Source organism: Mesorhizobium sp. W050 (genome assembly GCF_054719535.1).
In genome coordinates, this window is sequence record NZ_JBTTIH010000001.1 from 82310 (window position 1) to 107846 (window position 25537).

At 62.5% G+C, this 25537-nt stretch carries 22 protein-coding genes; 16 read left to right on the top strand and 6 right to left on the bottom strand.

Annotated features, from left to right (window positions below; all coding sequences use genetic code 11):
* Window positions 1-165 precede the first annotated feature (165 nt).
* Together ACYG9Y_RS00365 and ACYG9Y_RS00370 are read right to left on the bottom strand one after the other, a co-directional pair.
* Window positions 166-1164 carry an aldo/keto reductase gene (locus ACYG9Y_RS00365; RefSeq protein ID WP_023737517.1) on the bottom strand — a complete coding sequence of 333 codons (999 nt, stop codon included), beginning with the start codon at window positions 1162-1164 and terminating at the stop codon, window positions 166-168.
* Between the two features lie 52 nt (window positions 1165-1216).
* The gene (locus ACYG9Y_RS00370; protein ID WP_023728563.1) at window positions 1217-2722 is read right to left on the bottom strand and encodes a UxaA family hydrolase; all 1506 of its coding nucleotides are present in this window, start codon (window positions 2720-2722) and stop codon (window positions 1217-1219) included.
* A 257-nt stretch (window positions 2723-2979) separates the two neighbouring features.
* Here ACYG9Y_RS00370 and ACYG9Y_RS00375 point away from each other — a divergent pair, with 257 nt between their 5' ends.
* The 6 genes from ACYG9Y_RS00375 (at window position 2980) to ACYG9Y_RS00400 (ending at window position 8125) form a co-directional block, all read left to right on the top strand.
* Window positions 2980-3882 carry a GntR family transcriptional regulator gene (locus tag ACYG9Y_RS00375; RefSeq protein ID WP_023683019.1) on the top strand — a complete coding sequence of 301 codons (903 nt, stop codon included), beginning with the start codon at window positions 2980-2982 and terminating at the stop codon, window positions 3880-3882.
* 214 nt (window positions 3883-4096) lie between these two features.
* The gene (locus ACYG9Y_RS00380; RefSeq protein WP_023737518.1) at window positions 4097-4453 is read left to right on the top strand and encodes a DUF2946 family protein; all 357 of its coding nucleotides are present in this window, start codon (window positions 4097-4099) and stop codon (window positions 4451-4453) included.
* 105 nt (window positions 4454-4558) lie between these two features.
* Window positions 4559-5098 (top strand): copper chaperone PCu(A)C, encoded by a 540-nt coding sequence (locus ACYG9Y_RS00385; protein WP_023737519.1) that lies wholly within the window; start codon window positions 4559-4561, stop codon window positions 5096-5098.
* A 39-nt stretch (window positions 5099-5137) separates the two neighbouring features.
* Window positions 5138-5656 carry a YcnI family copper-binding membrane protein gene (locus ACYG9Y_RS00390; protein WP_023683022.1) on the top strand — a complete coding sequence of 173 codons (519 nt, stop codon included), beginning with the start codon at window positions 5138-5140 and terminating at the stop codon, window positions 5654-5656.
* A gap of 53 nt (window positions 5657-5709) precedes the next feature.
* Window positions 5710-7335: a copper resistance CopC/CopD family protein gene (locus ACYG9Y_RS00395; RefSeq protein WP_023714137.1), complete on the top strand. Its 1626-nt coding sequence runs from the start codon at window positions 5710-5712 to the stop codon at window positions 7333-7335.
* 100 nt (window positions 7336-7435) lie between these two features.
* The gene (locus ACYG9Y_RS00400) at window positions 7436-8125 is read left to right on the top strand and encodes a hypothetical protein (protein WP_155923308.1); all 690 of its coding nucleotides are present in this window, start codon (window positions 7436-7438) and stop codon (window positions 8123-8125) included.
* Between the two features lie 66 nt (window positions 8126-8191).
* Here the strand turns inward: ACYG9Y_RS00400 and ACYG9Y_RS00405 are convergent, their stop codons facing one another.
* Window positions 8192-8629 (bottom strand): VOC family protein, encoded by a 438-nt coding sequence (locus tag ACYG9Y_RS00405; RefSeq protein ID WP_023683025.1) that lies wholly within the window; start codon window positions 8627-8629, stop codon window positions 8192-8194.
* A 206-nt stretch (window positions 8630-8835) separates the two neighbouring features.
* Here ACYG9Y_RS00405 and gndA point away from each other — a divergent pair, with 206 nt between their 5' ends.
* The gene (gene gndA / locus ACYG9Y_RS00410; protein ID WP_023737520.1) at window positions 8836-10263 is read left to right on the top strand and encodes an NADP-dependent phosphogluconate dehydrogenase; all 1428 of its coding nucleotides are present in this window, start codon (window positions 8836-8838) and stop codon (window positions 10261-10263) included.
* A gap of 33 nt (window positions 10264-10296) precedes the next feature.
* On the opposite strand, the gene ACYG9Y_RS00415 is transcribed toward gndA, so the two are convergent.
* Window positions 10297-11340: a LacI family transcriptional regulator gene (locus ACYG9Y_RS00415; protein WP_023683027.1), complete on the bottom strand. Its 1044-nt coding sequence runs from the start codon at window positions 11338-11340 to the stop codon at window positions 10297-10299.
* A 391-nt stretch (window positions 11341-11731) separates the two neighbouring features.
* On the opposite strand from ACYG9Y_RS00415, the gene ACYG9Y_RS00420 reads away from it, so the two are divergent.
* From ACYG9Y_RS00420 to mgrA, 7 genes are all read left to right on the top strand, one after another.
* Complete coding sequence (locus tag ACYG9Y_RS00420) at window positions 11732-12970, top strand: ABC transporter substrate-binding protein (protein WP_023683028.1); 1239 nt, start codon at window positions 11732-11734, stop codon at window positions 12968-12970.
* Window positions 12971-13051: 81 nt separating this feature from the next.
* Entirely contained in the window at window positions 13052-13945 is an 894-nt protein-coding gene (locus tag ACYG9Y_RS00425) for a carbohydrate ABC transporter permease (RefSeq protein WP_023669803.1), read from the top strand.
* The gene (locus ACYG9Y_RS00430; RefSeq protein WP_023669802.1) at window positions 13938-14873 is read left to right on the top strand and encodes a carbohydrate ABC transporter permease; all 936 of its coding nucleotides are present in this window, start codon (window positions 13938-13940) and stop codon (window positions 14871-14873) included. The genes ACYG9Y_RS00425 and ACYG9Y_RS00430 overlap by 8 nt, the downstream gene beginning before the upstream one ends.
* A 5-nt stretch (window positions 14874-14878) precedes the next feature.
* Window positions 14879-15979 carry an ABC transporter ATP-binding protein gene (locus tag ACYG9Y_RS00435; RefSeq protein WP_023686606.1) on the top strand — a complete coding sequence of 367 codons (1101 nt, stop codon included), beginning with the start codon at window positions 14879-14881 and terminating at the stop codon, window positions 15977-15979.
* 118 nt (window positions 15980-16097) lie between these two features.
* Window positions 16098-16844 (top strand): sugar phosphate isomerase/epimerase family protein, encoded by a 747-nt coding sequence (locus ACYG9Y_RS00440; RefSeq protein ID WP_023712315.1) that lies wholly within the window; start codon window positions 16098-16100, stop codon window positions 16842-16844.
* 11 nt (window positions 16845-16855) lie between these two features.
* On the top strand, window positions 16856-17998 hold the full coding sequence (locus ACYG9Y_RS00445; protein WP_023714132.1) for a Gfo/Idh/MocA family protein: 1143 nt from the start codon (window positions 16856-16858) through the stop codon (window positions 17996-17998).
* Window positions 17999-18055: 57 nt separating this feature from the next.
* A complete protein-coding gene (mgrA, locus tag ACYG9Y_RS00450) occupies window positions 18056-19102 on the top strand; it encodes an L-glyceraldehyde 3-phosphate reductase (RefSeq protein ID WP_023683033.1) in 1047 nt (348 codons plus the stop codon).
* Window positions 19103-19182: 80 nt separating this feature from the next.
* Here mgrA and ACYG9Y_RS00455 read toward each other — a convergent pair whose 3' ends face one another.
* Window positions 19183-20274 (bottom strand): S1 family serine peptidase, encoded by a 1092-nt coding sequence (locus tag ACYG9Y_RS00455; RefSeq protein ID WP_023714131.1) that lies wholly within the window; start codon window positions 20272-20274, stop codon window positions 19183-19185.
* 402 nt (window positions 20275-20676) lie between these two features.
* Between ACYG9Y_RS00455 and ACYG9Y_RS00460 the strand changes: the two genes are divergently transcribed.
* Window positions 20677-21756 carry a trypsin-like serine peptidase gene (locus ACYG9Y_RS00460; protein ID WP_023737521.1) on the top strand — a complete coding sequence of 360 codons (1080 nt, stop codon included), beginning with the start codon at window positions 20677-20679 and terminating at the stop codon, window positions 21754-21756.
* A gap of 151 nt (window positions 21757-21907) precedes the next feature.
* Entirely contained in the window at window positions 21908-23746 is a 1839-nt protein-coding gene (locus ACYG9Y_RS00465) for an MORN repeat-containing protein (protein WP_023714129.1), read from the top strand.
* Window positions 23747-23775: 29 nt separating this feature from the next.
* On the opposite strand, the gene amrB is transcribed toward ACYG9Y_RS00465, so the two are convergent.
* Window positions 23776-25494, bottom strand: a complete 1719-nt coding sequence (gene amrB / locus ACYG9Y_RS00470) for an AmmeMemoRadiSam system protein B (RefSeq protein ID WP_084014252.1) — start codon at window positions 25492-25494, stop codon at window positions 23776-23778.
* Window positions 25495-25537: the final 43 nt, after the last annotated feature.

Genomic DNA, 25537 nt, shown 5'->3' on the forward strand with positions numbered 1-25537 from the left:
TTCATATCGGCCTGCGCATGGCTCGGCGGGGAAACCTCCCTGCCGATCCTCAGTGCCACGTCCAGACGCTCCCGATCCTCCTTGATCATCATGGAATATTAATTCCAACGTCGAGTCAATATGGAATATTCATTCCTTCTTGAGGGTCGTGATCGTGGCGTTTCGTCAGCCGAGCTCCTGCACGATGGTGTAGGGAGCGTAGCGGGCGAATTCCGCTTGCGGCACCTGGACGTTGAACAGGTCGAGGTTGCGCGTGAGGTTGGCGGGCTTGGCCGTTCCGGTCAGCACGCTGGCCACGACAGGCTCCTGCAGCGGAAACTGCAATGCAGCCGCCGCCAGCGGATATCCGCCCTCATCAGCGATTCTCTCCATCGCGCCGACACGCTCGAGTATGTCCTGCGTCGCCGGCAGATAATCGAAATGCGCGCCGTGCACCGGCCCGGTCGCCAGGATGCCGGAGTTGAAAACGCCGCCGATGATGAGCGAAGTCTGTCGCTCACGACACAGCGGCAGCAACTCGGCTTCAGCCGAGCGGTCGAGCAGCGAATAGCGGCTGGCCAGCAGGATGCAGTCGAGCGGCGCTTCGCGCAGCACGTCGAGGCAGATCTGCACCTCGTTGACGCCGAGCCCATAGGCGGAAATCACGCCGGACGTTTTAAGCTCTTCCAGCGCCTTCAAGCCGCCGTCCATCAGCTGGCGAAAGTGCAGCTTCGTCTTCTCGACGCCATGTGTGTAGGTGCCGATGTCGTGCACAAACAGGATGTCTATCCGGTTCAGCCCGAGCCGGGCATAGGAGAACTCGACCGAGCGCATGATGCCGTCATAGGAGTAGTCGTAGTCGAGCGCGAAGGGCAGCGGGTCGACATAGGAATGATCGGGAACCTGGTCTTCCGGCACCGGGCGGAACAACCGTCCGACCTTGGTCGACAGCACATAGGAATCCCGCGGCTTGTAGCGCAGGAAATCGCCGGTCCGCCGTTCCGACAGGCCGAAGCCATAGAAGGGCGCGGTGTCGAAATAGCGCAGGCCGGCATCCCAGGCTGTCTGCAGCGTCTCCATCGCCGCTTCGCGCGGACAGGCCCGGTAGAGCCCGCCGATCGCCGCCCCGCCGAAGCTTATCTCGGTTACCTCGAGCGCAGTCGTGCCGATGCGGCGTTTGTCCATCCACAGCCTCCCCTTGTGAGCCGTCTTTGCAGCCCGCTTTTTTCGTCGGTGGTTAGAGCGTCGCGCCGAGGTGCCACGGCACGAACTCGTTGTCGCCGTAGCCGAACGCCTCGCTCTTGGTCTTGCGGCCCGATGCCGTCTCGACGATGAGTTCGAAGAGTTCCCGGCCCATGCCGGCGATGGTCTTCTCACCCGAAGCGATGACGCCGCAATTGACGTCCATGTCCTCTTCCATCTGGTGGTACATGGTCGAGTTGGTGGCGACCTTGATCGACGGCGTGGGCCGGCAGCCGAAGCAGGAGCCGCGGCCGGTGGTGAAGACGATGATGTTGGCGCCGCCCGCCACCTGACCGGTCGCCGAGACCGGGTCGTAACCGGGCGTGTCCATGAACACCAAGCCACTGCCGGTGACCTTTTCGGCATAACCGAAGACGCCGTTGAGCGGAGTCTGGCCGCCTTTGGCCACGGCGCCCAGCGACTTTTCCAGGATGGTGGTCAGGCCACCGCGCTTGTTGCCGGGCGAGGGGTTGTTGTCGATCGAGGCGCCGTGCTTGGCGACATGGTCCTCCCACCATTTGACGAAACCGTCGAGCTTCTTGGCGATCTCCGGCGTTGCCGCGCGATAGGCGAGCAGATGTTCGGCGCCATAGATCTCCGTCGTCTCCGACAGGATGCCGATGCCGCCGACGCCGGCCAGGATGTCGACCGCCGCTCCCAGCGCGGGATTGGCGGTGATGCCCGACATGCCGTCGGAACCGCCGCATTGCAGGCCGACGACGATCTCCGAGACCGGGATCGGCTCGCGCTGATACTGGCCGACTTCCTCGGCGATTTCGGCGAGCACGCCCATCGCCTTTGCGACCGATTTGCGCGAACCGCCGGCGTCCTGGATGTTGAAATGGCGTTTTCCCGCCGCCGCACCCTTCTGGCCGTAAAGGGTAAGCTGGTTGACCTCGCAGCCGAGGCCGACCATCAGCGCGCCGCCGAAATTCGGGTGGCGGGTGTAGCCGGCGAGCGTGCGGTGCAGCACCATCATGCCGTCGCCGGTGCCGCTCATGCCGCAGCCCTGGCCATGGACGATCGGGACGAAGCCGTCGATCCCCGGATATTTCGGCAGCAGCACGCGGTTGGCCTCGTCGGCGATGGCGTGGCAGACGGTGGCCGAGCAATTGACGCTGGCGATGATGCCGATGAAGTTGCGGGTGCCGGCACGGCCATCGGCGCGACGATAGCCCATGAATGTCCGGGCGCGGTCAGCTTCGGTGGCGTGCTCGGCCTCGCTCGGCGGCACCACCGGCAGGCGGCCGGATTCAAAAACCAGATTGTGCGAATGGACGTGGTCGCCGGGCGCGATGTCCTGGGTGGCGCGGCCGATGGCCTGGGCATACTTGACCACCGCCTCGCCGGCGGCGATAGGCTTGATCGCCACCTTGTGGCCGGGCTCGATCAAGGCCGTGGCGACGGCGCCGCCGGGCAGAGGGGTGCCGATCTCGATGCGGCCATTGGCGACCGCGACATTGTCGGCGGGGGACAGAAGAATGCTGTTCGAGGCGTTCACGGGCAGTTTCCTGGGTCTGTTCCTGGGGATGCGCGGATTGACACGCGTCTGTTTACATATAATGTCTTTTATCGTGAAAAAACATTTGTGCGTCAATTGTTTTTTCAGGAGGAGACCATGCGTCCGATGGACGCTTGGCTTGTGGGGAGCGGCGTCTGACACGCAGAGCGTTTTGCTTTGCCGGGTGAGCGCCAGGACATATGTGATATCGCGCTTCAAGCCAGCCACAGCAAGCGCCGGCGCGCAACGGGGCAGGGATGTCGAAGAGCAACAACGTCTACAAGGACGCTTACAACAGGGGTCTGCGGCTGCTCGATGAGACGCAGAGCCTGCCGTCGGAGCCGGAGCTGGGCACTTTGCTTGGCGTCAGCCGTACCACCGTGCGCACCATTCTGGCGCGCATGGAAGAGACCGGGCTGATCGCGTGGAACAAACGCAGCAAGACAGTGCTCAGGACGCCGAAGCCGGATGATTTCTTCCCCGAGGAGGAGACAGACACACTGGCCCAGATCATCGAGCGGTCGTTTATGCGCAGGTTGCTGGCCGGCGGCGCCGAGGCCGGCATGCAGATCAACGAGCTCGAACTGGCGCGCGAGATCGGCGTCGGCACCACCAGCGTGCGAGAGTTCCTGATCCGCTTCTCCCGATTCGGCCTGATCGAGAAGCGGCGCAACAGCCACTGGGTGCTGAAAGGATTTACGCGAGCCTTCGCGCTCGAACTCACTGAAATCCGCGAGATGTTCGAGATACGCTCGGCGGCGGCCTTTGCCGCCTTGCCTGGGGACAGTCCGGTCTGGGCGGATCTCGACCGGCTGGAAGACGAGCACCGGCTTCTGGCCAGCGAAATCGCCGTCCGCTTCAACGAATTCTCTGAGCTAGACGAGCGCTTCCACCGGCTGATCCACCGGGCGTCGCACAACCGCTTCATCGTCGATTTCTACGACGTCATCGCCATGATCTTTCACTACCACTACCAGTGGAACAAGGCGCAAGAGCGCGAGCGCAACGAAGTCGCGGTGAGCGAGCATCTCGCCTACATCGCGGCGCTGAAATCGCGCGATCTCGGCAAGGTCGACGCCGCCTGCCGCAAGCATCTGAAGTCGGCACGCCACACGCTGTTGACGTCGATTCCGGAAATCGGCGGCCGCCCGGCTTCCTGAGCGCGACGTCCGAAGGGAGGTTATGCGCACAAGATCTTTGCCTATGCATGTCGTTATCCCAAACCGCAGCGCACTTTTTGGCGACATGGATTGAACGCGCCGCGTTGCCGCAGCGATGATTTGGCGATTTTCCGCCGACATGCCGCGTGCTAGATATCCAAGCGTTGCTGCGTGAAGAGGCAGGTCTTTGGACTTCCGGCGTAAGAGATGGAGCATGACGGCCGCCTTTGTCGCGGCCTGTGTGCTGCTGCTCCAGTCGACGCTCGGCGTGTTTGCCTTCGGCATTGCGCCGGATGCCTCGCAACTCGACGTTTTCGGCAACGTCATCTGTACACATGAGGGGGCGGTCCAGCTTCCCGGCGGGGATCCGCACCAGCCGCACATGCCGGCATGCTGCATGCTCGGCTGCAGCATGGCCTCCGTCGCCTATGCGCCGCCGGTAGGCGTCGGCGTGGCGCCGGTGAGCCTGTCTTTTGAAACAGTCGCGTTTCTCCCGCCGGCAGTCAGGCATCACGACGTCACGCGTGAGCGCTCTCCGGCCAATCCGCGCGCCCCGCCGCTTGCCGGCTGAAAAACCGCCGCTCGCTTGGCGTAACCCGCGCGGGCGATAATCATCCAATGATAAACACGTTCGCAGCCTAACAACGGTGCGACTTCATATTCATGGAGGCTACCCATGTCCCGTTTTCGTCATGCCGGCGCGTTGCGCTGCAGCACCCCTATCTTCACCACTATCGAGCAGCGTCTCGGCAGCGCCCTCTTTGCCTTTGCACTGTTGTTCGCCGGCGCCCATTCCGTCCTTGCGCATGAGTTCAAGGCCGGTGACATCGAGATCGAGCATCCCTGGTCCCGTGCCACGCCAGCCGGCGCCAAGGTCGCCGGCGGCTATTTCACCATCGTCAACAAGGGCAGCGCGCCGGACCGGCTGCTGTCGATTGCCTCCGATATTTCGGGCAAGGCCGAACTGCATGAAATGGGGGTGAAGGATGGCGTCATGACCATGCGCCCGGTCAGTGGCGCCCTGGACATTCCGGCGGGCGGCAAGATCACGCTGGGTCCCGGCGCCTACCACGTGATGTTCATGGATTTGAAGCAGCCGCCTAAAGAAGGCCAGATGTTTGCCGCCACGCTGACTTTCGAGAAGGCCGGAACCGTGACCGTCGAGTTTGCCGTGCAAGCCATAGGCAGCGCGCCACCCCTCGAAGACAACGACTGACCAATCAATTTGCCAACCGATTTTTCGAGAGGGACCATCATGAACAAGTATCTTTTGCCGGCCGCTGCATTCCTTGTCCTGGGGACAAGCGCTGCCTTCGGCCATATCACGCTCGAAACCCAGGAAGCGCCGGTCGGTTCGACCTACAAGGCCGTGCTGCGCGTGCCGCATGGCTGCGAAGGCAAGGCGACGATTGCCGTGCGCGTGCAGATCCCGGAAGGGGTGATCGGGGTGAAGCCGATGCCCAAGCCCGGCTGGACGCTGCAGGTCAAGAAAGGCAAGTACGAGAAATCCTACCAGCTCTATGGCGAGGCGGTGACCTCGGGCGTCAAGGAAGTCGACTGGAGCGGCGGCAGCCTGCCGGATGAATTTTATGACGAGTTCGTCTTCCGCGGCACGTTGGCCGCCGATCTGCCGGCCGGGCAAAAACTCTATTTTCCGGTGGTGCAGGAATGCGATGGGGCCACCACGCGTTGGATAGAGATTCCGGCGGCTGGTCAGGATGAGGATGCGCTGGAAGATCCGGCGCCCGGCCTCAACCTGCTGCCGAAGAAATGATGCATTGGCGGCGCGCTGCTTCGAAGCGGCGCGCCACTGTTTTGGTGGATGGCATGAACGTGGCCTGTTTTCAGCGGATAGAACGGACAGCCGGCAGGTGCTTCGGCCTGCTGGCCGCGATCCTGCTGCTTGCCGTCCTTGCCACGCCAAACCAGGCCTTTGCCCATGCGGCGCTGATCAAGGCCGAGCCTGCCGACGGCGCGGTTCTGGAGCGAGCGCCGACGCAATTTTCGCTGACCTTCAGCGAGCCTGTGTCGCCGCTGGTGCTGACCTTGGTGCGGCCCGACGGTACGCCTGTCGCTTTGACCTCGTTTCGGTTGAGCGACCAAACGGTTGAGATCGGCAATCCACAAAAGCTCGGGCCGGGCACCCATGTCTTGAGCTGGCGGGTGATTTCCGCCGATGGCCATCCGGTCGGCGGCTCGGTGCTGTTTTCCGTTGGCGCGCCAAGTGCGGCGCCGGCGGTGGGGGAAGCTGTCGATATAGATTTGCGGTCAGCGATCTGGACCGGCAAGGTTCTTCTCTACATCGGGCTTTTCCTCGGCATTGGCGGCGCCTTCGCGCTGACATGGCTGGCGCAAGGCCAGCGCTCAGGCCAGCGCTTCGTCATTGCCGCCATCCTGTGCGGGCTGGTCGCAGCACCCCTGTCGCTCGGGTTCCAGGGGCTGGACGCGCTGGGCGCGCCACTCGCCCGGCTGGCGCAACCGGTGGTCTGGCGGACGGCGCTTGGCACCAGCTTCGGCTGGACGGTGCTGATTTCGCTGGCGGCGCTCGGGCTTGGCCTGCTGTCGTTGGTCGGATCGCGTGCTGGCGCCAGGCCGTTGGCGCTCGCCGGGCTGGCCGGTGTGGGTGCAGCCCTTGCCGCCAGCGGCCATGCCAGTGCAGCCGAACCGCAATGGCTGACGCGGCCTATGGTGTTCCTGCATGGCGCCGGCATCGCTTTCTGGGCTGGAGCACTGCTGCCGCTCGGCCTGGCGTTGAGCAGCCAATCGGTGGAAGCCGGGGCGTTCCTGCGGCGGTTTTCGCGCGCGATCATGCCCGTGGTGGTAGTGCTTGCCGCCGCCGGTGTGGTGCTCGCCATCATCCAGGTGCAGACACCGGCGGCACTGGTCAACACCGCCTATGGCCGGCTGCTGCTGATCAAGCTGGCGCTGCTGGTGTTTCTGTTCACGCTGGCGGCGGTCAATCGATGGCGGCTCACCGCCTTGGCCGAGGCCGGAGCGACGGAAGTGCGGCGACGGCTTAGCCGCTCGATCTCAGTCGAAATGCTGATCGTGCTCCTGATCTTCGGCGTTGCCGCCGGCTGGCGCTTCACGCCGCCGCCACGGGCCCTGGCAATCGCCGCGGCACAACCGACGTCGACCCATATCCACACTATGAAGGCGATGGCCGACATCGACATCACGCCCGGCCATACCGGGGAGGTCACCGCCTCCATCGTCATCATGGATGGCGATTTCGGCCCGCTCGACGCCAAGGAAGTGTCGCTGGTGCTGTCCAAGCCCGATTCCGGGATCGAGCCGATCAAGCGTCCGGCGACCAAGCCAGGCGACGGCACCTGGCGGGTCGATAATCTCGTCATTCCGATTCCAGGCCGCTGGACGGCGCGGCTCGATATTCTGGTTTCGGATTTCGAAGTGATAAAGATCGAAGCGCCGATCGATATCCGCGCCGACTAATATACCAAATGGCTATGCTTTCGTTTTCCGCATAAGCTACGAGTCGCCTTGTGCGGTTCATTGGCTTTTACTGGTGCATTGATATGTTCGGGATCGAGCGATGCCTCTGACGGTGCACTCTTTGTGGCAAAAAACAATTCGATCAGCCGTCGTATCAGCTCGGTCTATAGCGAAAGTATGTTGCGGTCTTCTGGTCTTCTTTCTTGTCGGCGGGTGCGATCTCACAGGTAAAAAAAGCTTGACGCAGCCGAGTTTGACCCGTGAGGAGCGCCTGAAGTTTGCCCGAGATTCCTACGCCAAAGAGCAATGTAAAAAGCAATGGGCGGTACTTTGGCCCTTGGCGCGAGAAGGCGATGGCGAAGCCCTGTCGGAGCTTGCCTATGAGCTCGAGCTCGGGCTCAAGATGCCGGCCACGGATTCGGATATGAAAGGCGATGCGCATGATGCCAATGTCACTGTCATTGCCATCTACGGTGCGGCAAAACACCCTGACGGCAAAAGCAATCTCAATTATATCTTTGACCCTGCTCGATGGAATAAGGACGATGTCAAGGTTGTATCCATTCGTTCAGGCTCGATCATTTATAGTTCAATCAACCCTCCTCCTCCGGCTTCAATGACAAAGTTGAAAAATTGCCTCTTTCAGGCAAATTCCTCCGCTGCCGGCGATTTATGCGTCGCCCAGGCCATCGAATTGGGGCTCATTCCAAGCTTTCCCGAATACAGCACGGCCATGGACGCAGTCCTGGCTACATACCGCGCGGAGAGCTGCACTCCTCGTCCCTGGTAAGAGAATAGTACCCGACGCCTGAGCGCAACTTGGCTCCCGGAAAGCCGCGTCGGGCTCTCAACTCGCTCAGCCGAGTTCCTGGGCTAACCCGATGAGATGCCCTTCCGGCCCGCGGATGTAGCAGAGCCGATACACCTCCTGGTAACGGACGACTTCACCGACCAGCTGCGCGCCACGCTTGCGGAGCCTTTCCAGCGTGTCGTCGATGTCGTCCACGGTAAACATGACGCGCAGGTAGCCCAGGGCGTTGACCGGGGCGTTGCGGTGATCGGCGACGACAGTCGGCGTGAGGAAGCGGGAGAGCTCGAGCCGGCTATGGCCATCCGGTGAGCGCATCATGACAATCTCGACGTGCTGATCGCCGAGCCCGGTGACACGTCCGGCCCACTCGCCTTCGATCGTCGCCCGCCCTTCCAGTTCGAGGCCGAGCTCGCGAAAGAAAGCAATCGTCTCGTCGAGGTCATCGACGACGATTCCGACATTGTCCATCCGTTTGACTGCCATAAGTTCAACCTAACGTCATATGTTCGATCGGCAAGGCGGCGCCTGGTCACCAACTGACCCTTCCTGACTCGGTCTGACACAACGCAGACGCAACACAATTCGGCGAGGCGGTTGACGTGGCGCGAAAGGCCCGTCAATCATCTCGCCGAAAAATGGGCATCCCGAAAAACGCGGCCTCAACAAAATCCGAAAGCAGGGAAGAAACGATGGAAAAAGCCGAAATAGGCCTGATCGGCCTTGGCACAATGGGCTCCAACCTCGCGCTCAACATTGCCGAGCACGGGCACCGCATCGCCGTCTTCAACCGCACCAAAGCGCGCACCGATGCCTTCCTCGAAGGCGCCGGTTCGCTCAGGGACATGGTGGTGCCCTGCTACAGCCTGGAAGAACTGGCAGCTGCGATCAAGCCGCCGCGCCCGGTCATCATCATGGTGCTGGCCGGCAAGCCGGTCGACGAACAGATCGAAGCGCTGCGCGGCGTGCTGTCGGCCAACGACATCGTCATCGATGCCGGCAACGCCAATTTCCGCGATACGATGCGGCGCTTTTCGGAACTGTCGGGCTCGGGTCTCACCTTCATCGGCATGGGCGTATCCGGCGGCGAGGAAGGCGCGCGCCATGGACCGTCGATCATGGTCGGCGGCACCGAAGACTCCTGGAAGCGCGTCGAACGCGTGCTGACCGCGATCTCGGCCAAGTTCAAGGATGAACCGTGCGCTGCCTGGCTTGGCACAGACGGCGCCGGGCATTTCGTGAAAACCATCCACAACGGCATCGAATATGCCGACATGCAGATGATCGCCGAGATCTACGGCATCCTGCGTGACGGTCTCGGCATGGGGCCGAAGGAGATCGGCAAGGTCTTCGAGGACTGGAACAAGGGCCGGCTCGATTCGTATCTGATCGAGATCACCGCCAAGGTGCTGGCCGCCGACGATGCAAAGACCGGCAAGCCGGTGGTCGACATCATCCTCGACCGTGCCGGCCAGAAGGGCACCGGCAAATGGTCTGTCATCGAGGCGCAGCAGCTCGGCATTCCGGCGACGGCCATCGAGGCGGCGGTGGCGGCCCGCGTGCTGTCCTCGATCAAGGATGAGCGGCAGGCGGCCGAAAAAGCCTATGGCAATATCGGCGTCACCAAGATCTCCGGCGACAAGGCGGCACTTCTGAAAGACCTGGAGCTGGCGCTGCTCGCCGGCAAGATCGCCGCCTATGCACAAGGTTTCGCGGTGATGAGCGCCGCCTCGAAGGAGTTCAACTGGAACTTGCCGATGCCGACCATCGCCAAGATCTGGCGTGCCGGCTGTATTATCCGCTCGCAGATGCTCGACACCATGGCGGAAGCCTTTGGCTCGGGCGGCGCGTCCACCAACCTTTTGATGGCGCCGGCTTTCACCACCATGATGCAGGAGGCGCATCCGTCGCTTAGGCGCACCGTTGCCAAGGCATCGGAAGCAGGCTCGCCGGTGCCTGCACTGGCGTCGGCACTTGCCTATTTCGACAGCTACCGCCAGGGCCGCGGCACCTCGAACCTGATCCAGGCGCAGCGCGATTTCTTCGGCGCGCATGGCTTCGAGCGCATTGGCGAGCAGGGGGCTTTCCATGGCCCATGGGGCAGCGGCGCTGCCGGCTAGGGTCAGGTGAGGCGGCCTCTCAGGTCGTGCCAGTCAGCCCTGATACGCGACGACGTCGCCTGGCTTGACCACTGTCTGCAAAGAGCCAGGTGCCGCGCCGCCTATCCAGCCCAGCACGGCGCGGGCAAGCTCGGTGCCGGCGAGGCGGAAGTCTTCGTTGACGATCAGCAACTCCCGGCGGAACAGATGCAGCAGTTCCGACGATTGCTTGGACACGACATCGACGTCGCGGCCGAGTTTCAGGCCGGCATCCTCGATGCCGGCGACGATGGCCAGCGTCGCTGCGGCGGCGCTGCTGACGAAACCGTCCGGCCTGACGTCGCGGCGCATCAACTGCGCGGTCCGCGTCCTGATCTGATCGATCGACTGGTCGATCGAAACAGCGTTGAACGGCACTTCGCTGGCGTCGACCTCGCTCAGTGCGTCGGCAAAGCCATTGACCGTGTGGTCGTAATAGGTGAGCCCGACCGGCGGCGCTACCAGCGCCAGCCGGCGCCGGCCGACGCTGGCCAGATGGCGTACCGCTTCGGCGGCGAAGGCGTAATTGTCGAAGTCGTGATAGGGGTGGACAAGCCCCATATCGGTGCGGCCATGCGTGGCAAAGGGTATGCCACGCTCCAGCATGTAGCGGGCGCGCGGATCGTTGGGCTGCGTGCGTGAGATGATGACGCCATCGGCCGAGCCGGACTCGACCAGATACTTTACCGGGTCCAGCGGATCCTGCGAGCGCGAGTAGGGCGTGACGATCAGGTGATAGGGTGTGTCGGCAATGACCTCCGAGACGCCGTAGATGATGTCCGAGACAAAGCTCATGATCTCGCGCTCGGTATTGAGCACGAGGCTGATAACATTGGTCTTGCCAGTCCGCAGGCGCACGCCGGCGCGGTTCGGCCGGTAGCCGATCTGCCTGGCGACGAGTTGAACCCGCCGCCTGGTCTCGGCGCCGATCTCGGGTGCATCCTTGAGCGCGCGCGAGACGGTGGTGACGCCGAGCCCTGTCATGAAGGCAAGCGTCTTCAGCGTCGGCCGCTCATGCGCCGACGCCTCGTCGTCCTTCTCCGTCTGGTCCCTGTCCATTCGTCCCGCCCCGTCAGGCGCATAGCAGCCGGCGGACCAGCCGACAATCGCTTCGATGACGATGTGGCACGGTTCTTCGCCGTCAGGCCTCACTATACTGAAACGTTACAGATTTCCAACATCGCAGCGCGTGGTCTCTCAAGCCATGGTTTTGGCAGGGTTTTGGCGGCCAGAAAGGTTGCGCGAGAATCAGGTTCGAGACGGTTTTCTTGCGCTGCAGCATGATTTTGCAGCGCAGCACCCGGTTTTGCGCGGAGTTTGCCGGTTTGCACGCAACGAATTTGTTCGCGCCTCGAAAAAACATTCGAGCGCGTTTATCTCAGGGGTTGCACGCTCCGCATAATTGCCGTATCGAAAATCTGTAACGTTTCAGATTCTGGGAGGAACCGAAATGCGCTATAGACTTTTGACCGCTGCCCTTGCCGCGACGGCCGCGCTTCAGCTTGCCGGCCCGGCGGCCGCCACCGACCTGGAAGTCACCCATTGGTGGACGTCGGGCGGCGAGGCGGCGGCGGTTGCGGAATTCGCGAAGGCTTTTGACGCGACCGGCAATCACTGGGTCGACGGCGCCATTGCCGGATCCGGCGGCACGGCACGGCCGATCATGATCAGCCGCATCACCGGCGGCGATCCGATGGGCGCCACCCAGTTCAATCACGGCCGGCAGGCCGAAGAACTGGTGCAGGCCGGCCTGATGCGCGACCTCACCGATGTCGCCACCAAGGGCAAGTGGACGGAAATCGTGCGGCCGAAGAGCCTGCTCGACAGCTGCACCATCGACGGCAAGATCTATTGCGTGCCGGTCAACATCCACTCCTGGCAGTGGTTGTGGCTGTCGAACGAAGCGTTCGAGAAGGCCGGCGTGCCGCTGCCGAAGGACTGGAATGAATTCGTGGCGGCAGCGCCCGCCCTGGAAAAGGCGGGCATCATCCCGCTCGCTGTCGGCGGACAGGCCTGGCAATCTTCCGGCGCCTTCGACGTGCTGCTGGCGGCGGTCGGCGGCACCGATGCATTCCTCAAGGTCTACAAGGACAAGGACGCCAAGTTCGCCGCTGGGCCCGAGATCGCCAAGGTCTTCAAGGCCGCCGACGATGCCCGCAAGATGGCGAAGAACACCAATGTGCAGGACTGGAACCAGGCGACCAATCTGGTCATCACCGGCAAGGCCGGCGGCCAGATCATGGGTGACTGGGCGCAAGGCGAGTTCCAGGTTGCCGGCAAGGTCGCCGGCAAGGACTATGCCTGCCTGCCGGGCCTCGGTCTGAACGAAGTTATCGCCACCGGCGGCGACGCCTTCTATTTCCCGCTGCTCAAGGATGCCGACAAGTCCAAGGCGCAGGAGGTGTTGGCAGAGACGCTGCTCGACCCTAAGACTCAGGTCGCCTTCAATCTCAAGAAGGGCTCGCTGCCGGTGCGCGGTGACGTCGATCTCAATGCGGCGAACGACTGCATGAAGAAGGGTCTGGCCATCCTCGCCAAGGGCGCCGTCATTCCGTGGACTGACCAACTGCTTTCGCAGGACACCCAGAAGCAGAAGGAAGATCTCTTCGCCGAATTCTTCGCCAAGCCGGACCTGACCATCGAAGACGCGCAGAAGCGCTTCGCCGACCTCATCGCTTCGGCAGACTGACGTTGGAGGCAATACACTTCGCTCCCGGCCTTGCGAAAGCAGGGCCGGGATCGCACCGCCCTTACCCAGCCGGCTGACGAGATGAGCAAGAGCGAACGCCCCAACCCGCTGTTCCGGAACCTCAATGCGAAGGTCGCTTCGATCCCGATGATCCTCACCGCGTCGGTGGTTTTCGTCGGCGGCACCGTCTGGACGGTGTTCTATTCCTTTACCAATTCGAAGCTGCTGCCACGGCTAAATTTCGCCGGGCTCGACCAGTATTACCGGCTGTGGGCGACGCCGCGCTGGCTGATCTCGATCGAGAACCTTTTGATCTACGGCGCGATCTCGCTGGTGTTCTCACTGGTCATCGGCTTCCTGCTTGCAGCGCTTCTCGACCAGAAGATCCGTTTCGAGGACACGTTCCGCACCATCTTCCTCTATCCGTTCGCGCTTTCCTTCATCGTCACCGGCCTGGTCTGGCAGTGGCTGCTCAATCCGGATTTCGGCATCCAGCATGTGGTGCGGGACCTCGGCTGGACGAGCTTCAACTTCGACCCGCTCTACAATTCCAGCATCGTCATCTACGGCATTTCGATTGCGGCGCTGTGGCAAGGCACCGGGCTCATCATGTGCTTGATGCTGGCCGGCCTGCGCGGCATCGACGAGGACATCTGGAAGGCGGCGCGGGTAGACGGGATCCCGATGTGGAAGACCTATCTGTTCATCGTCATCCCGATGATGCGGCCGGTTTTCATCACCACGCTGGTCATCATCGCGTCGGGCATAGTCAAGGTCTACGACCTCGTTGTCGCCCAGACCAGCGGCGGCCCCGGAATCGCCTCCGAAGTGCCGGCCAAATATGTCTATGACTACATGTTCTTCGCACAGAATCTTGGCCAGGGCTTTGCCGCCTCGACCATGATGCTGCTCTCGGTGGTGATCGTCGTCGTGCCGTGGGCCTACCTTGAATTCGGAGGCAGGAAGCGTGGCTGACCCGGCCGTCCCTTTGCCCGCCAGCGCGGGTGCCGCCGAGCGCGAAGCCTCGGGGCCGCGCGGGCCGAAGCCGCGGCATGTCTTCTCGCGCCGCAACATCTTCCTCTATGGCACGCTGATCGTGGTGGCAGTCTACTATCTGCTGCCGCTCTATGTGATGGTGGTCACCTCGCTTAAGGGCATGCCCGAGATACGGATGGGCAATATCTTCTCGCCGCCGCTCGAAATCACGTTCGAACCGTGGGTGAAGGCGTGGGCGACGGCCTGCACCGGCCTCAATTGCGACGGGCTTTCGCGCGGCTTCTGGAATTCGGTGCGCATCACTGTGCCGTCAGTGCTGCTGTCGATCGCGATCGCCTCGGTGAACGGCTATGCGCTGGCCAACTGGCGCTTCAAGGGCGCCGACACATTCTTCGTCATCCTGATCGTCGGCGCCTTCATCCCTTATCAGGTGATGATCTATCCGATCGTCATCATCCTGCGCGAGATCGGCCTCTACGGCAGCCTCAGCGGCCTGGTGATCGTCCATTCCATCTTCGGCATGCCGATCCTCACGCTTTTGTTCCGCAACTATTTTGCCTCGATGCCGGAAGAGCTGTTCAGGGCGGCACGGGTCGACGGCGCCGGCTTCTGGGGCATCTTCCTGCGGATCATGGCGCCGATGTCGCTGCCGATCTTCGTCGTCGCCATCATCCTGCAGGTGACCGGCATCTGGAACGACTTCCTGTTCGGCGTCGTCTACACCCGCCCCGACACCTATCCGATGACGGTGCAGCTCAACAACATCGTCAATTCGGTGCAAGGCGTGAAGGAGTACAACGTCAACATGGCCGCCACCATCCTGACCGGCCTTGTGCCACTCATCGTCTACTTCATTTCCGGCAAGCTTTTCGTGCGCGGCATCGCCGCCGGTGCGGTGAAAGGGTGATGGCGATGACGGCAGCCAACGGCACCAGCGTTTCGATCCAGGACCTGTCCCTGAATTTCGGCTCTGTATCGGTGCTGCAGACCCTCAATCTCGAGGTCGCAGAGGGCGAGTTCATCGTGCTGCTCGGTCCCTCGGGCTGCGGCAAGTCGACCTTGCTCAACTGCATCGCTGGGCTGCTCGATATTTCCGAAGGCCGCATCTTCATCAAGGGCAAGAACGTCACCTGGGAAGAGCCCAAGGATCGCGGCATCGGCATGGTGTTCCAGTCCTATGCGCTCTATCCGCAAATGACGGTGGAGAAGAACCTGTCGTTCGGCCTGCGCGTTGCCGGCGTGCCCAGGGACGAGATCGCCAAGCGCATCGCCCGCGCCGCCGAGATCCTGCAGATCGAGCCGCTTTTGCAGCGCAAGCCCGCGGCCTTGTCCGGCGGCCAACGCCAGCGCGTGGCGATCGGGCGGGCGCTGGTGCGCGACGTCGACGTCTTCCTGTTCGACGAGCCACTATCCAATCTCGACGCCAAGCTGCGCTCGGAACTGCGCGTCGAAATCAAGCTTCTGCATCGCAAGCTGCAGAACACCATGATCTACGTCACCCACGACCAGATCGAGGCGATGACGCTGGCCGACCGTATCGCGGTCATGCGCGGCGGCGTCATCCAGCAGCTCGACGCGCCGCAGACGATCTACAACCGGCCGGTCAACCGTTTTGTCGCGGGCTTCCTCGGCTCGCCGGCGATGAATTTCCTCGAAGGGGAGCTGGAAGCCGGTGCTGCTCCGGCGTTCAGGACCGACGGTGTTTCGGTGCCGCTCGACCGCTATACCTTTGACGGCACGGAGCGCCCGGCCGGCGCTTGCGTGCTGGGCATCCGGCCTGAACACATCGCTTTCGGTGACGCTGCAAAGTCGATGCCGTTTTCCGCCGGCGGTTCGGTCGAGATCGTTGAGCCGATGGGTTCCGACACGCTGGTGTGGACCAAGCTTGCCGGCCGCAACTTCTCCTTCCGCGTCGAAGCGGAACGGACGCTGCGCAGCGGCGATCCGATCCAGTTCGGTTTCGATCCGGCGCGCGCCTCGCTGTTCGACGCTGCGACCGGCAATCGCCTGTGACCCTCTAGAATCATCCGCAAACCATCCTCCCAAGAACGATCCCCCTAAAACGATCTCGCGAAAACGATCCCCCGAAAACATCCCCAAGCCTTAACCACCCAAGAAACGGACAGAGACGATGAACTGGTCATTCCAACTCTACAGCGCCCGCAATTTCCAGCCGTGGGACGGCATCCTGAAAATGCTCGGCAAGCTCGGCTACAAGGAAGTCGAAGGTTTCGGCGGCGTCTATGACGACCCCACGGCGTTCCGCGCCGAACTCGACAAGAACGGGCTTTCGATGCCGACCGGACATTTCTCGATCGATGCGCTGGAGAATGATTTCGACGGCGTACGCAAAACAGCCGACGCACTCGGCATCACGCTCGTCATCTGTCCCTATCTGCTGGCCGAGCAGCGGCCGGCCGACGCTGCCGGCTGGCGCGGCTTTGGCGAGCGTCTGGCCAAGGTCGGCGAGATCGCAAAAAAAGCCGGCTACGGCTTTGCCTGGCACAACCATGATTTCGAGTTCAAGACACTCGCCGACGGCTCGGTGCCGCAGGATCACATCCTGTCGGCTGCGCCCGACATCGGCTGGGAGATGGACGTCGCCTGGGTAGTCCGCGGCGGCGTTGATCCGCTGCCGTGGATCGAAAAGCACGGCAAGCGCATCAGCGCCGTCCATGTCAAGGACATGGCCAAGTCAGGCGAAGGCCTTGACGAGGACGGCTGGGCGGATGTCGGCCACGGCACCATCGACTGGGCCGGCCTGATCAAGACACTTCGGGCGAAGAGCGCGGCCAAATATTACGTCATGGAACAGGACAACCCCAACGACATCGAGCGCTTCGCCAGCCGCTCGCTCGCATCCGTCAAGGCTTACTAGGAACAATCATCATGGCAAAGAAACTGGGTATCGGCGTCATCGGCTGCGGCAACATCTCGAAAGCGTATTTCTCGCTGGCGCCGCTGTTTCGCGGCATCGAGATGCGCGCCTGCGCCGACATCAACATGGACGCGGCCAAGGCACGGGCGAAGGAGTTCAAGCTGCGCGCCGAGACCGTCGAAGAACTGCTCAAGGATGACGAGATCGACATCATCGTCAACCTCACCATCCCGGCGGTGCACTACGGGGTGTCGAAGCAGATCCTCGATGCCGGCAAGCACGTCTATTCGGAAAAGCCGTTCGTGCTGTCGGTCAAGGAAGGGCTCGACCTCAAGGGCCGGGCCGAGAAGAAAGGGCTGCGCATCGGTTCGGCTCCGGACACGTTCCTGGGCGGGGCGCACCAGCTGGTGCGCAACCTCATCGACACCGGCGCGCTCGGCAAGATCACCAGCGGCACCTGTCATGTGATGGGCCACGGCATGGAGCACTGGCACCCCAATCCCGATTTCTTCTTCCAGCCGGGCGCCGGGCCGGTGCTCGACATCGGGCCTTACTACATCACCAACCTGATCCAGCTGATCGGGCCGGTGAAGCAGGTGGCGGCCTTCGCGACGACGCCTGCCAAGGAACGCACGATCTCGTCGAAACCGCGCGCGGGCGAAAAAATCCCGGTCAACACGCCGACGACGATCCACGGCCTGCTGGAGTTCGAGAACGGCGCCGTGATCACGCTCAACACCAGCTGGGACGTCTGGGCGCATGGTCACGCGCCGATGGAACTCTATGGCGAGACGGGCACGGTGTTCGTGCCGGATCCGAATTTCTTCGGTGGCGACGTGCGCATAACCAAGGCGGCAAAACCGGTGAAGAAACTGCCGAAATGGCAGCATCCGTTCGGCGTGCCCAACGAAATGCACGGCCAGGGCATGATGGCCAACTACCGCACCGCAGGCCTTGCCGACATGGCGCTGGCGATCGCCGAGGGCCGGCCGCATCGTTGCTCGATGGAACTGGCGCTGCATGCCGTCGACGTCATGACCGGCCTGTTGCGGTCGGGCGAGACCGGCAAGTTCGTCGCCATGCAGACCAGCTGCGAGCGGCCGGCTGCACTCGGCGTCAAGGACGCAAAAGAACTGTTGGCGAAGCAGAAATGAGGTAGAAGGGTGTCGGCGCGCTCGCGCCGACACCCATACAATCCAGGATCTGTACCCATGCGCTGGCAGCCGGCTGAACACCGCTATGAGAAAATGCTCTACAACAGATGTGGGCGATCCGGCCTGAAACTGCCGGCGATCTCGCTCGGCCTGTGGCACAATTTCGGCAACGACACGCCGCACAAGACCAAGCAGGCGATCGCGCGCAAGGCCTTCGATCTCGGCATCACCCATTTCGATCTCGCCAACAATTACGGTCCGCCGCCGGGCTCGGCCGAGATCGCCTTCGGCGAGATATTGCGCACCGACTTCGCCAGCTATCGCGACGAGCTGATCATCTCGACCAAGGCCGGCTATGAGATGTGGGCAGGGCCTTACGGCGAATGGGGCAGCCGCAAATATGTGCTGGCGAGCCTCGACCAGAGCCTGAAGCGGATGGGGCTCGACTATGTCGACATCTTCTATTCGCACCGCTTCGATCCGGATACGCCGCTTGAGGAAACGATGGGCGCGCTCGACCATGCGGTGCGTTCCGGCAAGGCGCTCTATGCCGGCATCTCGTCCTACAATTCGCAGCGCACGCGCGAGGCGGCCGACATATTGAAGCAGCTCGGTACGCCCTGCATCATCCATCAGCCGAGCTATTCGATGCTCAACCGCTGGGTCGAAGAGGACGGACTGCTCGATACGCTGGAAGGGCTCGGTGTCGGATCGATCGTGTTCTCGCCGCTGGCGCAAGGCATGCTGACCGACAAATATCTCGGCGGCATCCCCGAGGGTAGCCGCGCCAGCCAAGGGAAGTCGCTGCGGCCCGCCTTCATCAACGAAAAGACCATCGCCAACATCCAGGCGCTGAACGCGATCGCCGGCAAGCGTGGCCAGACGCTGGCGCAGATGGCGCTAGCCTGGGTGCTGCGCAAGGGCCGGGTGACCTCGGCGCTGATCGGCGCCAGCCGGCCCGAACAGGTCGAGGACTGCGTCGGCGCGCTCAAGGTGCTCGAGTTCAGCGATGCCGAGCTCGCCGAAATCGACACTTACGCACGCGAGTCCGACATCAATCTGTGGGCGGCGTCGGCCGAGCGCAAGGGACCGCCACGGAAGTAAGCGGAACAGCCGGCACCGGACATGAATCAAAACGGCGGGAAAGATCCCGCCGTTTTGCGTTAATCAAGCTTCGGGCTCGTTCAGGGCTTCTTGGCCGTGCCGAGACCGGCCTTGGGGGCCGCCGCGGCTGCCGGAGCCGGGGTCTTCATCTTGGCTTCGATCCAACCGGTATAGTTGGCCAATCGCGTGTAGATGCCATAGGCATTCTTGTGGCCGCAAGCGGCGGTGCCGTCGGACGGACCTTCGCCCCAGGAGACGACGCCGACCTGGACCGGACCGCTGGCGCCGGTCATGAACAGCGGACCGCCGCTGTCGCCGTTGCAGGCGTCGCGTTCGCCGCTGTCGGTGCCGGCGCAGATCATGTTCTTGGTCAGCGGATCCGACATATCGGCGGCGATCGCATTGGCGGCGGCATCGATGCCCTTTTCCGAATAACGCATCCGGTGGGAGAGATCTCCAAGTGCCGCCTTCAGGTCATGCGCATAGATCGACTTGATGCCGCTGTTGCAGGCAGCGCTCGGCTCGAGATCGAGATCGGCCACCATCAGCGCGGTCGGGAAGGTGCCGTCCTGCATCTTGCCCCAGCCGATGACCGTGGTCTTGCCGCTGTCTGGCGTCGGCTCATTGGTGATCTTGATGACCGGCGCGTCGGCGGGCTCCGCCAGCCGGAGCAGGCCGAGATCATTGTCCAGCGTCTGTTCGCTGTAGCCCTCGTTGACGATAACCTCGACCACCTTGTAGCGCTTGCCTTCGGTAAGATCGGTGGCGCCGGTCAGCACGGTCACCGTATCGGGCGAAATCGGTCGGCCCTTGTCGTTGAGGCAGTGCGCCGCCGTCAGCACCCATTGCGGCGCGATCAGGCTGCCGCCGCAGAATTGCGCGTTTGGCTGCGAGGCCGGGCTGGGATCCAGCCGGGCGCTGGTCAGCAGCGCCACCTGGAACGGATAGGCCCCTTTGTCGGCTTCCTTGCCGCCATAGACGCGGTCGGCGCCGTCGGGGTTCTCGGCCTTGGCCTTGTCCCGGGCTTCGGCAACGCGCTGCATCGGCGAGACCGCCGCTTCCGGCCTGACGGCGTCGTCGGCTGCATAGAGCGCGTTGACGGCGGGGAAAGCGGCCGCGATGCCGAGCAGCGATGCAGCGGCAAGCGGCCTGAACCGATGGATAATGTTCACCTTGAAACCCTCCTGAGATGAAAATTGCCGAGCCATGCCGCCATGACGCATAACCAACAGAAGCGGTAGCGGTACCTCGATCGCCTTCTGCCAGAACGAACGACATCCGCGCGGTCATAAAACCGAAATACCACTTTTGCTAATCGTGCCCCATCGGGCAGAGCCCACCCAAACCCTATAGCCCCCCACGGGCTACGTGGAAGCGATTTGTCATTGCCAATGTTGGATTATTTTAGGCAGTATATCGACGCGGGTGCGTTTGGCGGAGGGCTTTAACGAGGCCGCCCGGACCGATGATCCGATACGGGCGGGTAACCAAACTAATTTTTTAACTCCACCACGATCTCGACAATATTTCTGTATTTTGCTCCACTCCTTGCTGACTTTTGGGAGAGTCTCACCATGACGAAACTGACAAGCACTATCATTGCGTCCGCACTGCTATCCACCGCACTGTGGACGATGCCTGCCTTCGCCGCCGATCCCGGCTCAGCGAATGCCGGCAATGGCGAAAGCATGCGCGATCTCGGAACGGGCGACTACCAGCCCGGCCGTGCAAAGCCGATCGCTCCGCCGAAACTGACCGAAGATGAAGCCAGCCGGGCAGCGCCGCTGACCGACGAGGGCACGGCGGTCAAATCCTATGGCATCGTCGGACGTTCCACCGATGGCAAGGACATCAAGATCGATGCAGGCGAGACGCTGAAGGACCTTGTCATCAAGGAATTGAACGCGCCCGCTAACGCACCAGCGGCCAACAAGACCGGATTGACGGGCGGCGACGAAGCCGGCCGCCAGGTGTTCGGGGCCGACGATCGCGAGCAGATCAAGAACACCAAGACCTACCCGTTCACCGCGATCGGCTATATCGAAGGCAAAGCCAAGAGCGGTTATGGCAGCTGCTCGGGAACCCTGATCGGTCCGCGCACGGTGCTCACCGCCGCGCATTGCCTCTACAGCAATGAAGACAAGGCTTGGCTCGACGACGTCATCTTCGTGCCGTCGCTCAACGGCAACACCGCCGACGATGCACCGTTTGGCGCTTTCAGCTACGAGAGCGTCTATATCCTGCAGGGCTTCATCGACAATTATCAGGGTTACTACGGCTCGGTCATTCCGTGGGACCTCGGCATCATCACGCTGAAGCAGGATGTCGGCACCAATCTCGGCTGGCTGGGTTATGCCAACTATGAGAACCTCGGCGATTTCACCGCCAACATCGTTGGCTACCCCGGCGACAAGCCGATGGGTACGATGTGGAAGGCGACCTGCGAAGTGAAAGCCGAAAACATCGGCGCGGAGTATTTCCAGTACGACTGCGACACCTATCCGGGGTCGAGCGGCAGCTCGGTCTACGCCTATGACAATGGCGCCAAGCAGCGCGTCGTCACCGGCGTGAACGTGGCCGAAAGCCCCAACGCCAACACAGCGGTGCGCCTGAACGCTGCCAACGTGGCGTGGATCAACAGCCTGTACAAATAAGGCCCGATCTTTCGCCGGCAAACAGCGGCGAGAACCAGCATTAGCAAACCGGCGGCGGGACGTTCCTGCCGCCGGTTTTTTGTATCGAAACACCTCCCTTGCACTGTGTTGCAGCGGTGCTTACGCTAGGCGATCCAAGGGGTTGGGTAAGATGGCGCGGGCAAGAATGATCTTCGGGGTCAAAGCGATGGCGGCTGCATCCATGCTGGCCGCACTGACATGCTTTTCCGCTATGGCCGATCAAGGCGGTGCCACACCCGATGGCGCCTGGGCCGAGCGGGTGCAAATCCTCTATAAAAGCGAAACACGTTCGGTGCTGCGCAAGAATGTACGGGTCTGGGATTCCCACCCGGAATTGGGTCTTGATTTCACCTGGGAGCCGGCAGCCGGCGTGTCGCCGGACCGCACCGTCGCAGCCGACGGCACCGTCAACGGCAAGGGCAGGCTGGTCTGGCGCGTACGCGGCTCGGCGAGCTACGACCCCAAGACGATCTATTCCAGCTATTTCGGCGAGATCAGGAATGGCCGCCCCGATGGACAAGGCCGGCTGGAGCTGCGTTCAGGCGAGATTCTCGACGGCCGTTGGGTCGCCGGCCAGCTCGACGGCCATGCGATCCATGTCGATGCCGACGGCAATCGCTATGAAGGGCAATTCAGGGCCGGTGTGCCGAATGGCGAGGGCAGGCTGGAGACGAAGACAGGCAAGATATTCGTCGGCTCTTTTGCCGATGGGCTGAAGGACGGCAAGGGCCGCACCCGGTTGGCCGGCGGCACCGTCTACTGGTCGCAATGGGCGATGGGCAAGGAGATCGGCGGTGCGCGCCCCGATGTGCTGGCCGATGCCAGAGTGGGCGGGTTGCTCAAGGCGCAGACCGGCGGCGGTTCCGCCGACAAGGTCGAGATCGGCATTGCCGTCGACCAGCGCATGACGCAGCAGGCCGACATGCAGTACCAGCATCTCGTGCGCGACGAAGACATCGCGATCTATCCGGTGTCGGACCAGTACAACGATGCCTGGAACGGCACCGGAGAGATTCGTACCGGCAATGTCTATGAAGGCATGGACTGGGAGACGGCGCCGGCCTTCGCCGAAGTCGACCTCAAGACCACCGACCGGTCGAGGGTCAAGATCGACAGCCTGGAAATGAAGGTGGCCGCGAGCGAGGCCTACCGCAAGCCGATGCTGTCGATCAGCGAGCATTATGGCTGCGTCGGCTTCCGCCCCGACTTCTCGATCGTCAACAATGGCTGGGGCGACGTGAAAGACATGAAGATGTCGATCCAGTTCACCAGGACCGACGAGGAGGACAACGCGACCGGCGAGCCGAGCCGCATGTTCACGAAGGACATCGGCACTTTCGGCGATGGCGTCGACGTCTCGATCAAGGACGTGCTGATTGAAGCCGGCGTCGACACAACCACGCTCGAGACCGAGCGCTTCACCTGCCCGTCAAGGGACAGCCTGGATGTCTGCCGCGCCCAGGTGGCCAACAAGGTCAAGTTCGGCGACGTTGCCGATTACATCAGCGGCAGCGTCGAGAAAATGAGCGTGACCGGGATTGGCAAGCTCGATTATTCCTGGGCGGACGATCAGGGCGCTGTCTACCAGCAAAGCGAGCCGTTTCGCGTCATCGTCTCGCTGGTCAGCATCGAGGTCCCAGAATCGCTCGCCGAATGCGGCGATGGCGGCGGCGCGTCGCCCGAAGCGCTGCGCTACCAGAACATCGAATTTCCGATCGGCAAGACCGATTACAGCATCCCCATGCCGGTGCGCGGCAACAAGAATCTCAGCGCCTACACGGCACGGCTGAAAATGTGGTCGTCAATGTCGTCGATCCATCGCTTCAGCATCGCCGCCCATTTCGCCGATGGCAGCACACGCGAAAGCAAGCCGGCCACGTTCTTCTATTTCAGGCCGAAGCAGTCGCTGTTCGAAACCAGCACCAAGCCGGCGGTCTGCTATCTGCCGGAAGATCTGCAAGGCTGTTGAGGTCCTGTCACGTCCTTTCGGGAATCGCGTCATTTCGAGCCCATCTCGAAAAAATTGGGCAGCGGGATCAGCCGGGCAAAGATCGTGCCCTGGCTGAACACCCTGAGTTCCAGCATCGACCCGGACGATCGTTCGGCTTTCTGGTCGAACAGGAAATTGCCGAGCGAATAGATCTCCGCAACATCGCCGCCGCCGAGCGGCAGGATCGCCTCGCTCGATACATGTGGATGACCGCCGACGATTGCCGTGACACCGCGCAGCCGCATCTGGTCGGCAAGCATCTCCTCGCGCGGCGACGGCTCCGTCTTGTACTCGCGGCCCCAATGGACGAAGGCAATCACCGGCCGCTCGGCATTGTCGTGCAGCAGCCGGTCGAGCAAAGCAGGCGTCAGAAGGTCGGTGTTCCTGGAGCCGTTGGTATCGATGTCGGTCAGCCCGACCAGGTCGAGATCGGCAAGCGCCAGCGTCTCGCCCTGCCCGAAATGGGCGATGCCGGCCGCATCGAGTGCGGCCAGCGTCTCGGCATAGCCTGACGGGCCGAGGTCGTAGGCGTGATTGTTGGCGAGGCTGACAGCGGCGACATGCAATTTCTTGAGCATGTCGATGGCGAGGTCTGCGGGCATGGCCAGCGTCATGTCGTCGATCGCCTCAGGGACGTTGGGCAGGATCACGCCTTCGAGATTGACGATCAGCGGCCGCGAGCGGGTCAGGGCCAGCACGCTTTCGACGATCTTCTCGGCAACACCGTCGCGGACCAGGATCTTCTTCATGGCGCGGCCGAAATTCACGTCGCCCGCGAAATAGTAGAGCTTGTCGTCGGGACGGGCAGGATTGTTGAAGCCGGGGCCGAAGGCGCCGAACAGCGCCACGACATAGCTGGTGGTGCGCTCGACATAGTCGCTTGAATGCGCCTGCGAGTTCTCGTTGGCGACGACCAGCGGCGCAGCACCGAACAGTTCGCGCTGCAGCCTGGTCTGGATATAGAGCGCACCGACCGAATCGGCGTGATCCGGCTGGCGCAGCGCCGCGATGCCGTCGAGCGAACCGGCGGCGAGCATGTTCAGCGTCTGCTGGTCGAAACGCCTGGCTTCGTGCTGCGGCAGATAATGTGAGAAATCGGTGGATTCGACGATCAGCGTGTCCTTGTCGACGATCGCTTTCAGCGCCTGCGCCAGCCGGTCCCAGTCGCCGCGCTTCGCCTTGACCGACATCGCCACCGGCACGATGGTTGCCTCGGGAAAATAATGGTGCAGGAAGGGCAGCATGGCTTGAACGCCGTGCTCCTTGGCGAAGAGGCAGGAGTCCTCGACCATGTCGCTGTTCGCCTGGATAAGGCGCAGGGCTGCCGTGTCGGCCAGGACCGGGCCAAGCACAGTGTCGAAGCCGCGCGTCGTGGTGGCGAAGAGTTTCTGCGTCTTATGGAAATGGTCCGGCGACAGGATGACGATGCGCTTGTAGCGGAAGCCGGACGCGGCGTGGAAACCGAGTGCGACGAGATCTGCGACGAGCAGGTGGTGGGGGACTGTGATGCCGGTGAGGCGTTGGTTGGACGGCTCGATTCTGGCGACGGCGGCGATGGCGTCGGTGAAGAGTGTGGGGTCGGAGTAGAAGGACGGGAAGTTTGTGTCGCCGGGCGGGCAGGTGATGGGGGCGGCAGACGCTTGAAGCACTGAGAGGATAAGCAAGGCGATGGCAAAGATCAGAATGCTGGTCCGTGCCCAGGCACCCCCCGCTGTCCTGCCGGACATCTCCCCCGCAAGGGGGGAGATTGGATGTCGCCTCGACTTTCGC

Coding starts and splice junctions, on each gene's coding strand:
- ACYG9Y_RS00365 (WP_023737517.1), bottom strand. CDS start 1,164: ATGGACAAACGCCGCATCGGCACGACTGCGCTCGAGGTAACCGAGATA.
- ACYG9Y_RS00375 (WP_023683019.1), top strand. CDS start 2,980: ATGTCGAAGAGCAACAACGTCTACAAGGACGCTTACAACAGGGGTCTG.
- ACYG9Y_RS00380 (WP_023737518.1), top strand. CDS start 4,097: ATGACGGCCGCCTTTGTCGCGGCCTGTGTGCTGCTGCTCCAGTCGACG.
- ACYG9Y_RS00385 (WP_023737519.1), top strand. CDS start 4,559: ATGTCCCGTTTTCGTCATGCCGGCGCGTTGCGCTGCAGCACCCCTATC.
- ACYG9Y_RS00390 (WP_023683022.1), top strand. CDS start 5,138: ATGAACAAGTATCTTTTGCCGGCCGCTGCATTCCTTGTCCTGGGGACA.
- ACYG9Y_RS00395 (WP_023714137.1), top strand. CDS start 5,710: ATGAACGTGGCCTGTTTTCAGCGGATAGAACGGACAGCCGGCAGGTGC.
- ACYG9Y_RS00400 (WP_155923308.1), top strand. CDS start 7,436: ATGCCTCTGACGGTGCACTCTTTGTGGCAAAAAACAATTCGATCAGCC.
- ACYG9Y_RS00405 (WP_023683025.1), bottom strand. CDS start 8,629: ATGGCAGTCAAACGGATGGACAATGTCGGAATCGTCGTCGATGACCTC.
- gndA (WP_023737520.1), top strand. CDS start 8,836: ATGGAAAAAGCCGAAATAGGCCTGATCGGCCTTGGCACAATGGGCTCC.
- ACYG9Y_RS00415 (WP_023683027.1), bottom strand. CDS start 11,340: ATGGACAGGGACCAGACGGAGAAGGACGACGAGGCGTCGGCGCATGAG.
- ACYG9Y_RS00420 (WP_023683028.1), top strand. CDS start 11,732: ATGCGCTATAGACTTTTGACCGCTGCCCTTGCCGCGACGGCCGCGCTT.
- ACYG9Y_RS00425 (WP_023669803.1), top strand. CDS start 13,052: ATGAGCAAGAGCGAACGCCCCAACCCGCTGTTCCGGAACCTCAATGCG.
- ACYG9Y_RS00435 (WP_023686606.1), top strand. CDS start 14,879: ATGACGGCAGCCAACGGCACCAGCGTTTCGATCCAGGACCTGTCCCTG.
- ACYG9Y_RS00440 (WP_023712315.1), top strand. CDS start 16,098: ATGAACTGGTCATTCCAACTCTACAGCGCCCGCAATTTCCAGCCGTGG.
- ACYG9Y_RS00445 (WP_023714132.1), top strand. CDS start 16,856: ATGGCAAAGAAACTGGGTATCGGCGTCATCGGCTGCGGCAACATCTCG.
- mgrA (WP_023683033.1), top strand. CDS start 18,056: ATGCGCTGGCAGCCGGCTGAACACCGCTATGAGAAAATGCTCTACAAC.
- ACYG9Y_RS00460 (WP_023737521.1), top strand. CDS start 20,677: ATGACGAAACTGACAAGCACTATCATTGCGTCCGCACTGCTATCCACC.
- ACYG9Y_RS00465 (WP_023714129.1), top strand. CDS start 21,908: ATGGCGCGGGCAAGAATGATCTTCGGGGTCAAAGCGATGGCGGCTGCA.
- amrB (WP_084014252.1), bottom strand. CDS start 25,494: ATGTCCGGCAGGACAGCGGGGGGTGCCTGGGCACGGACCAGCATTCTG.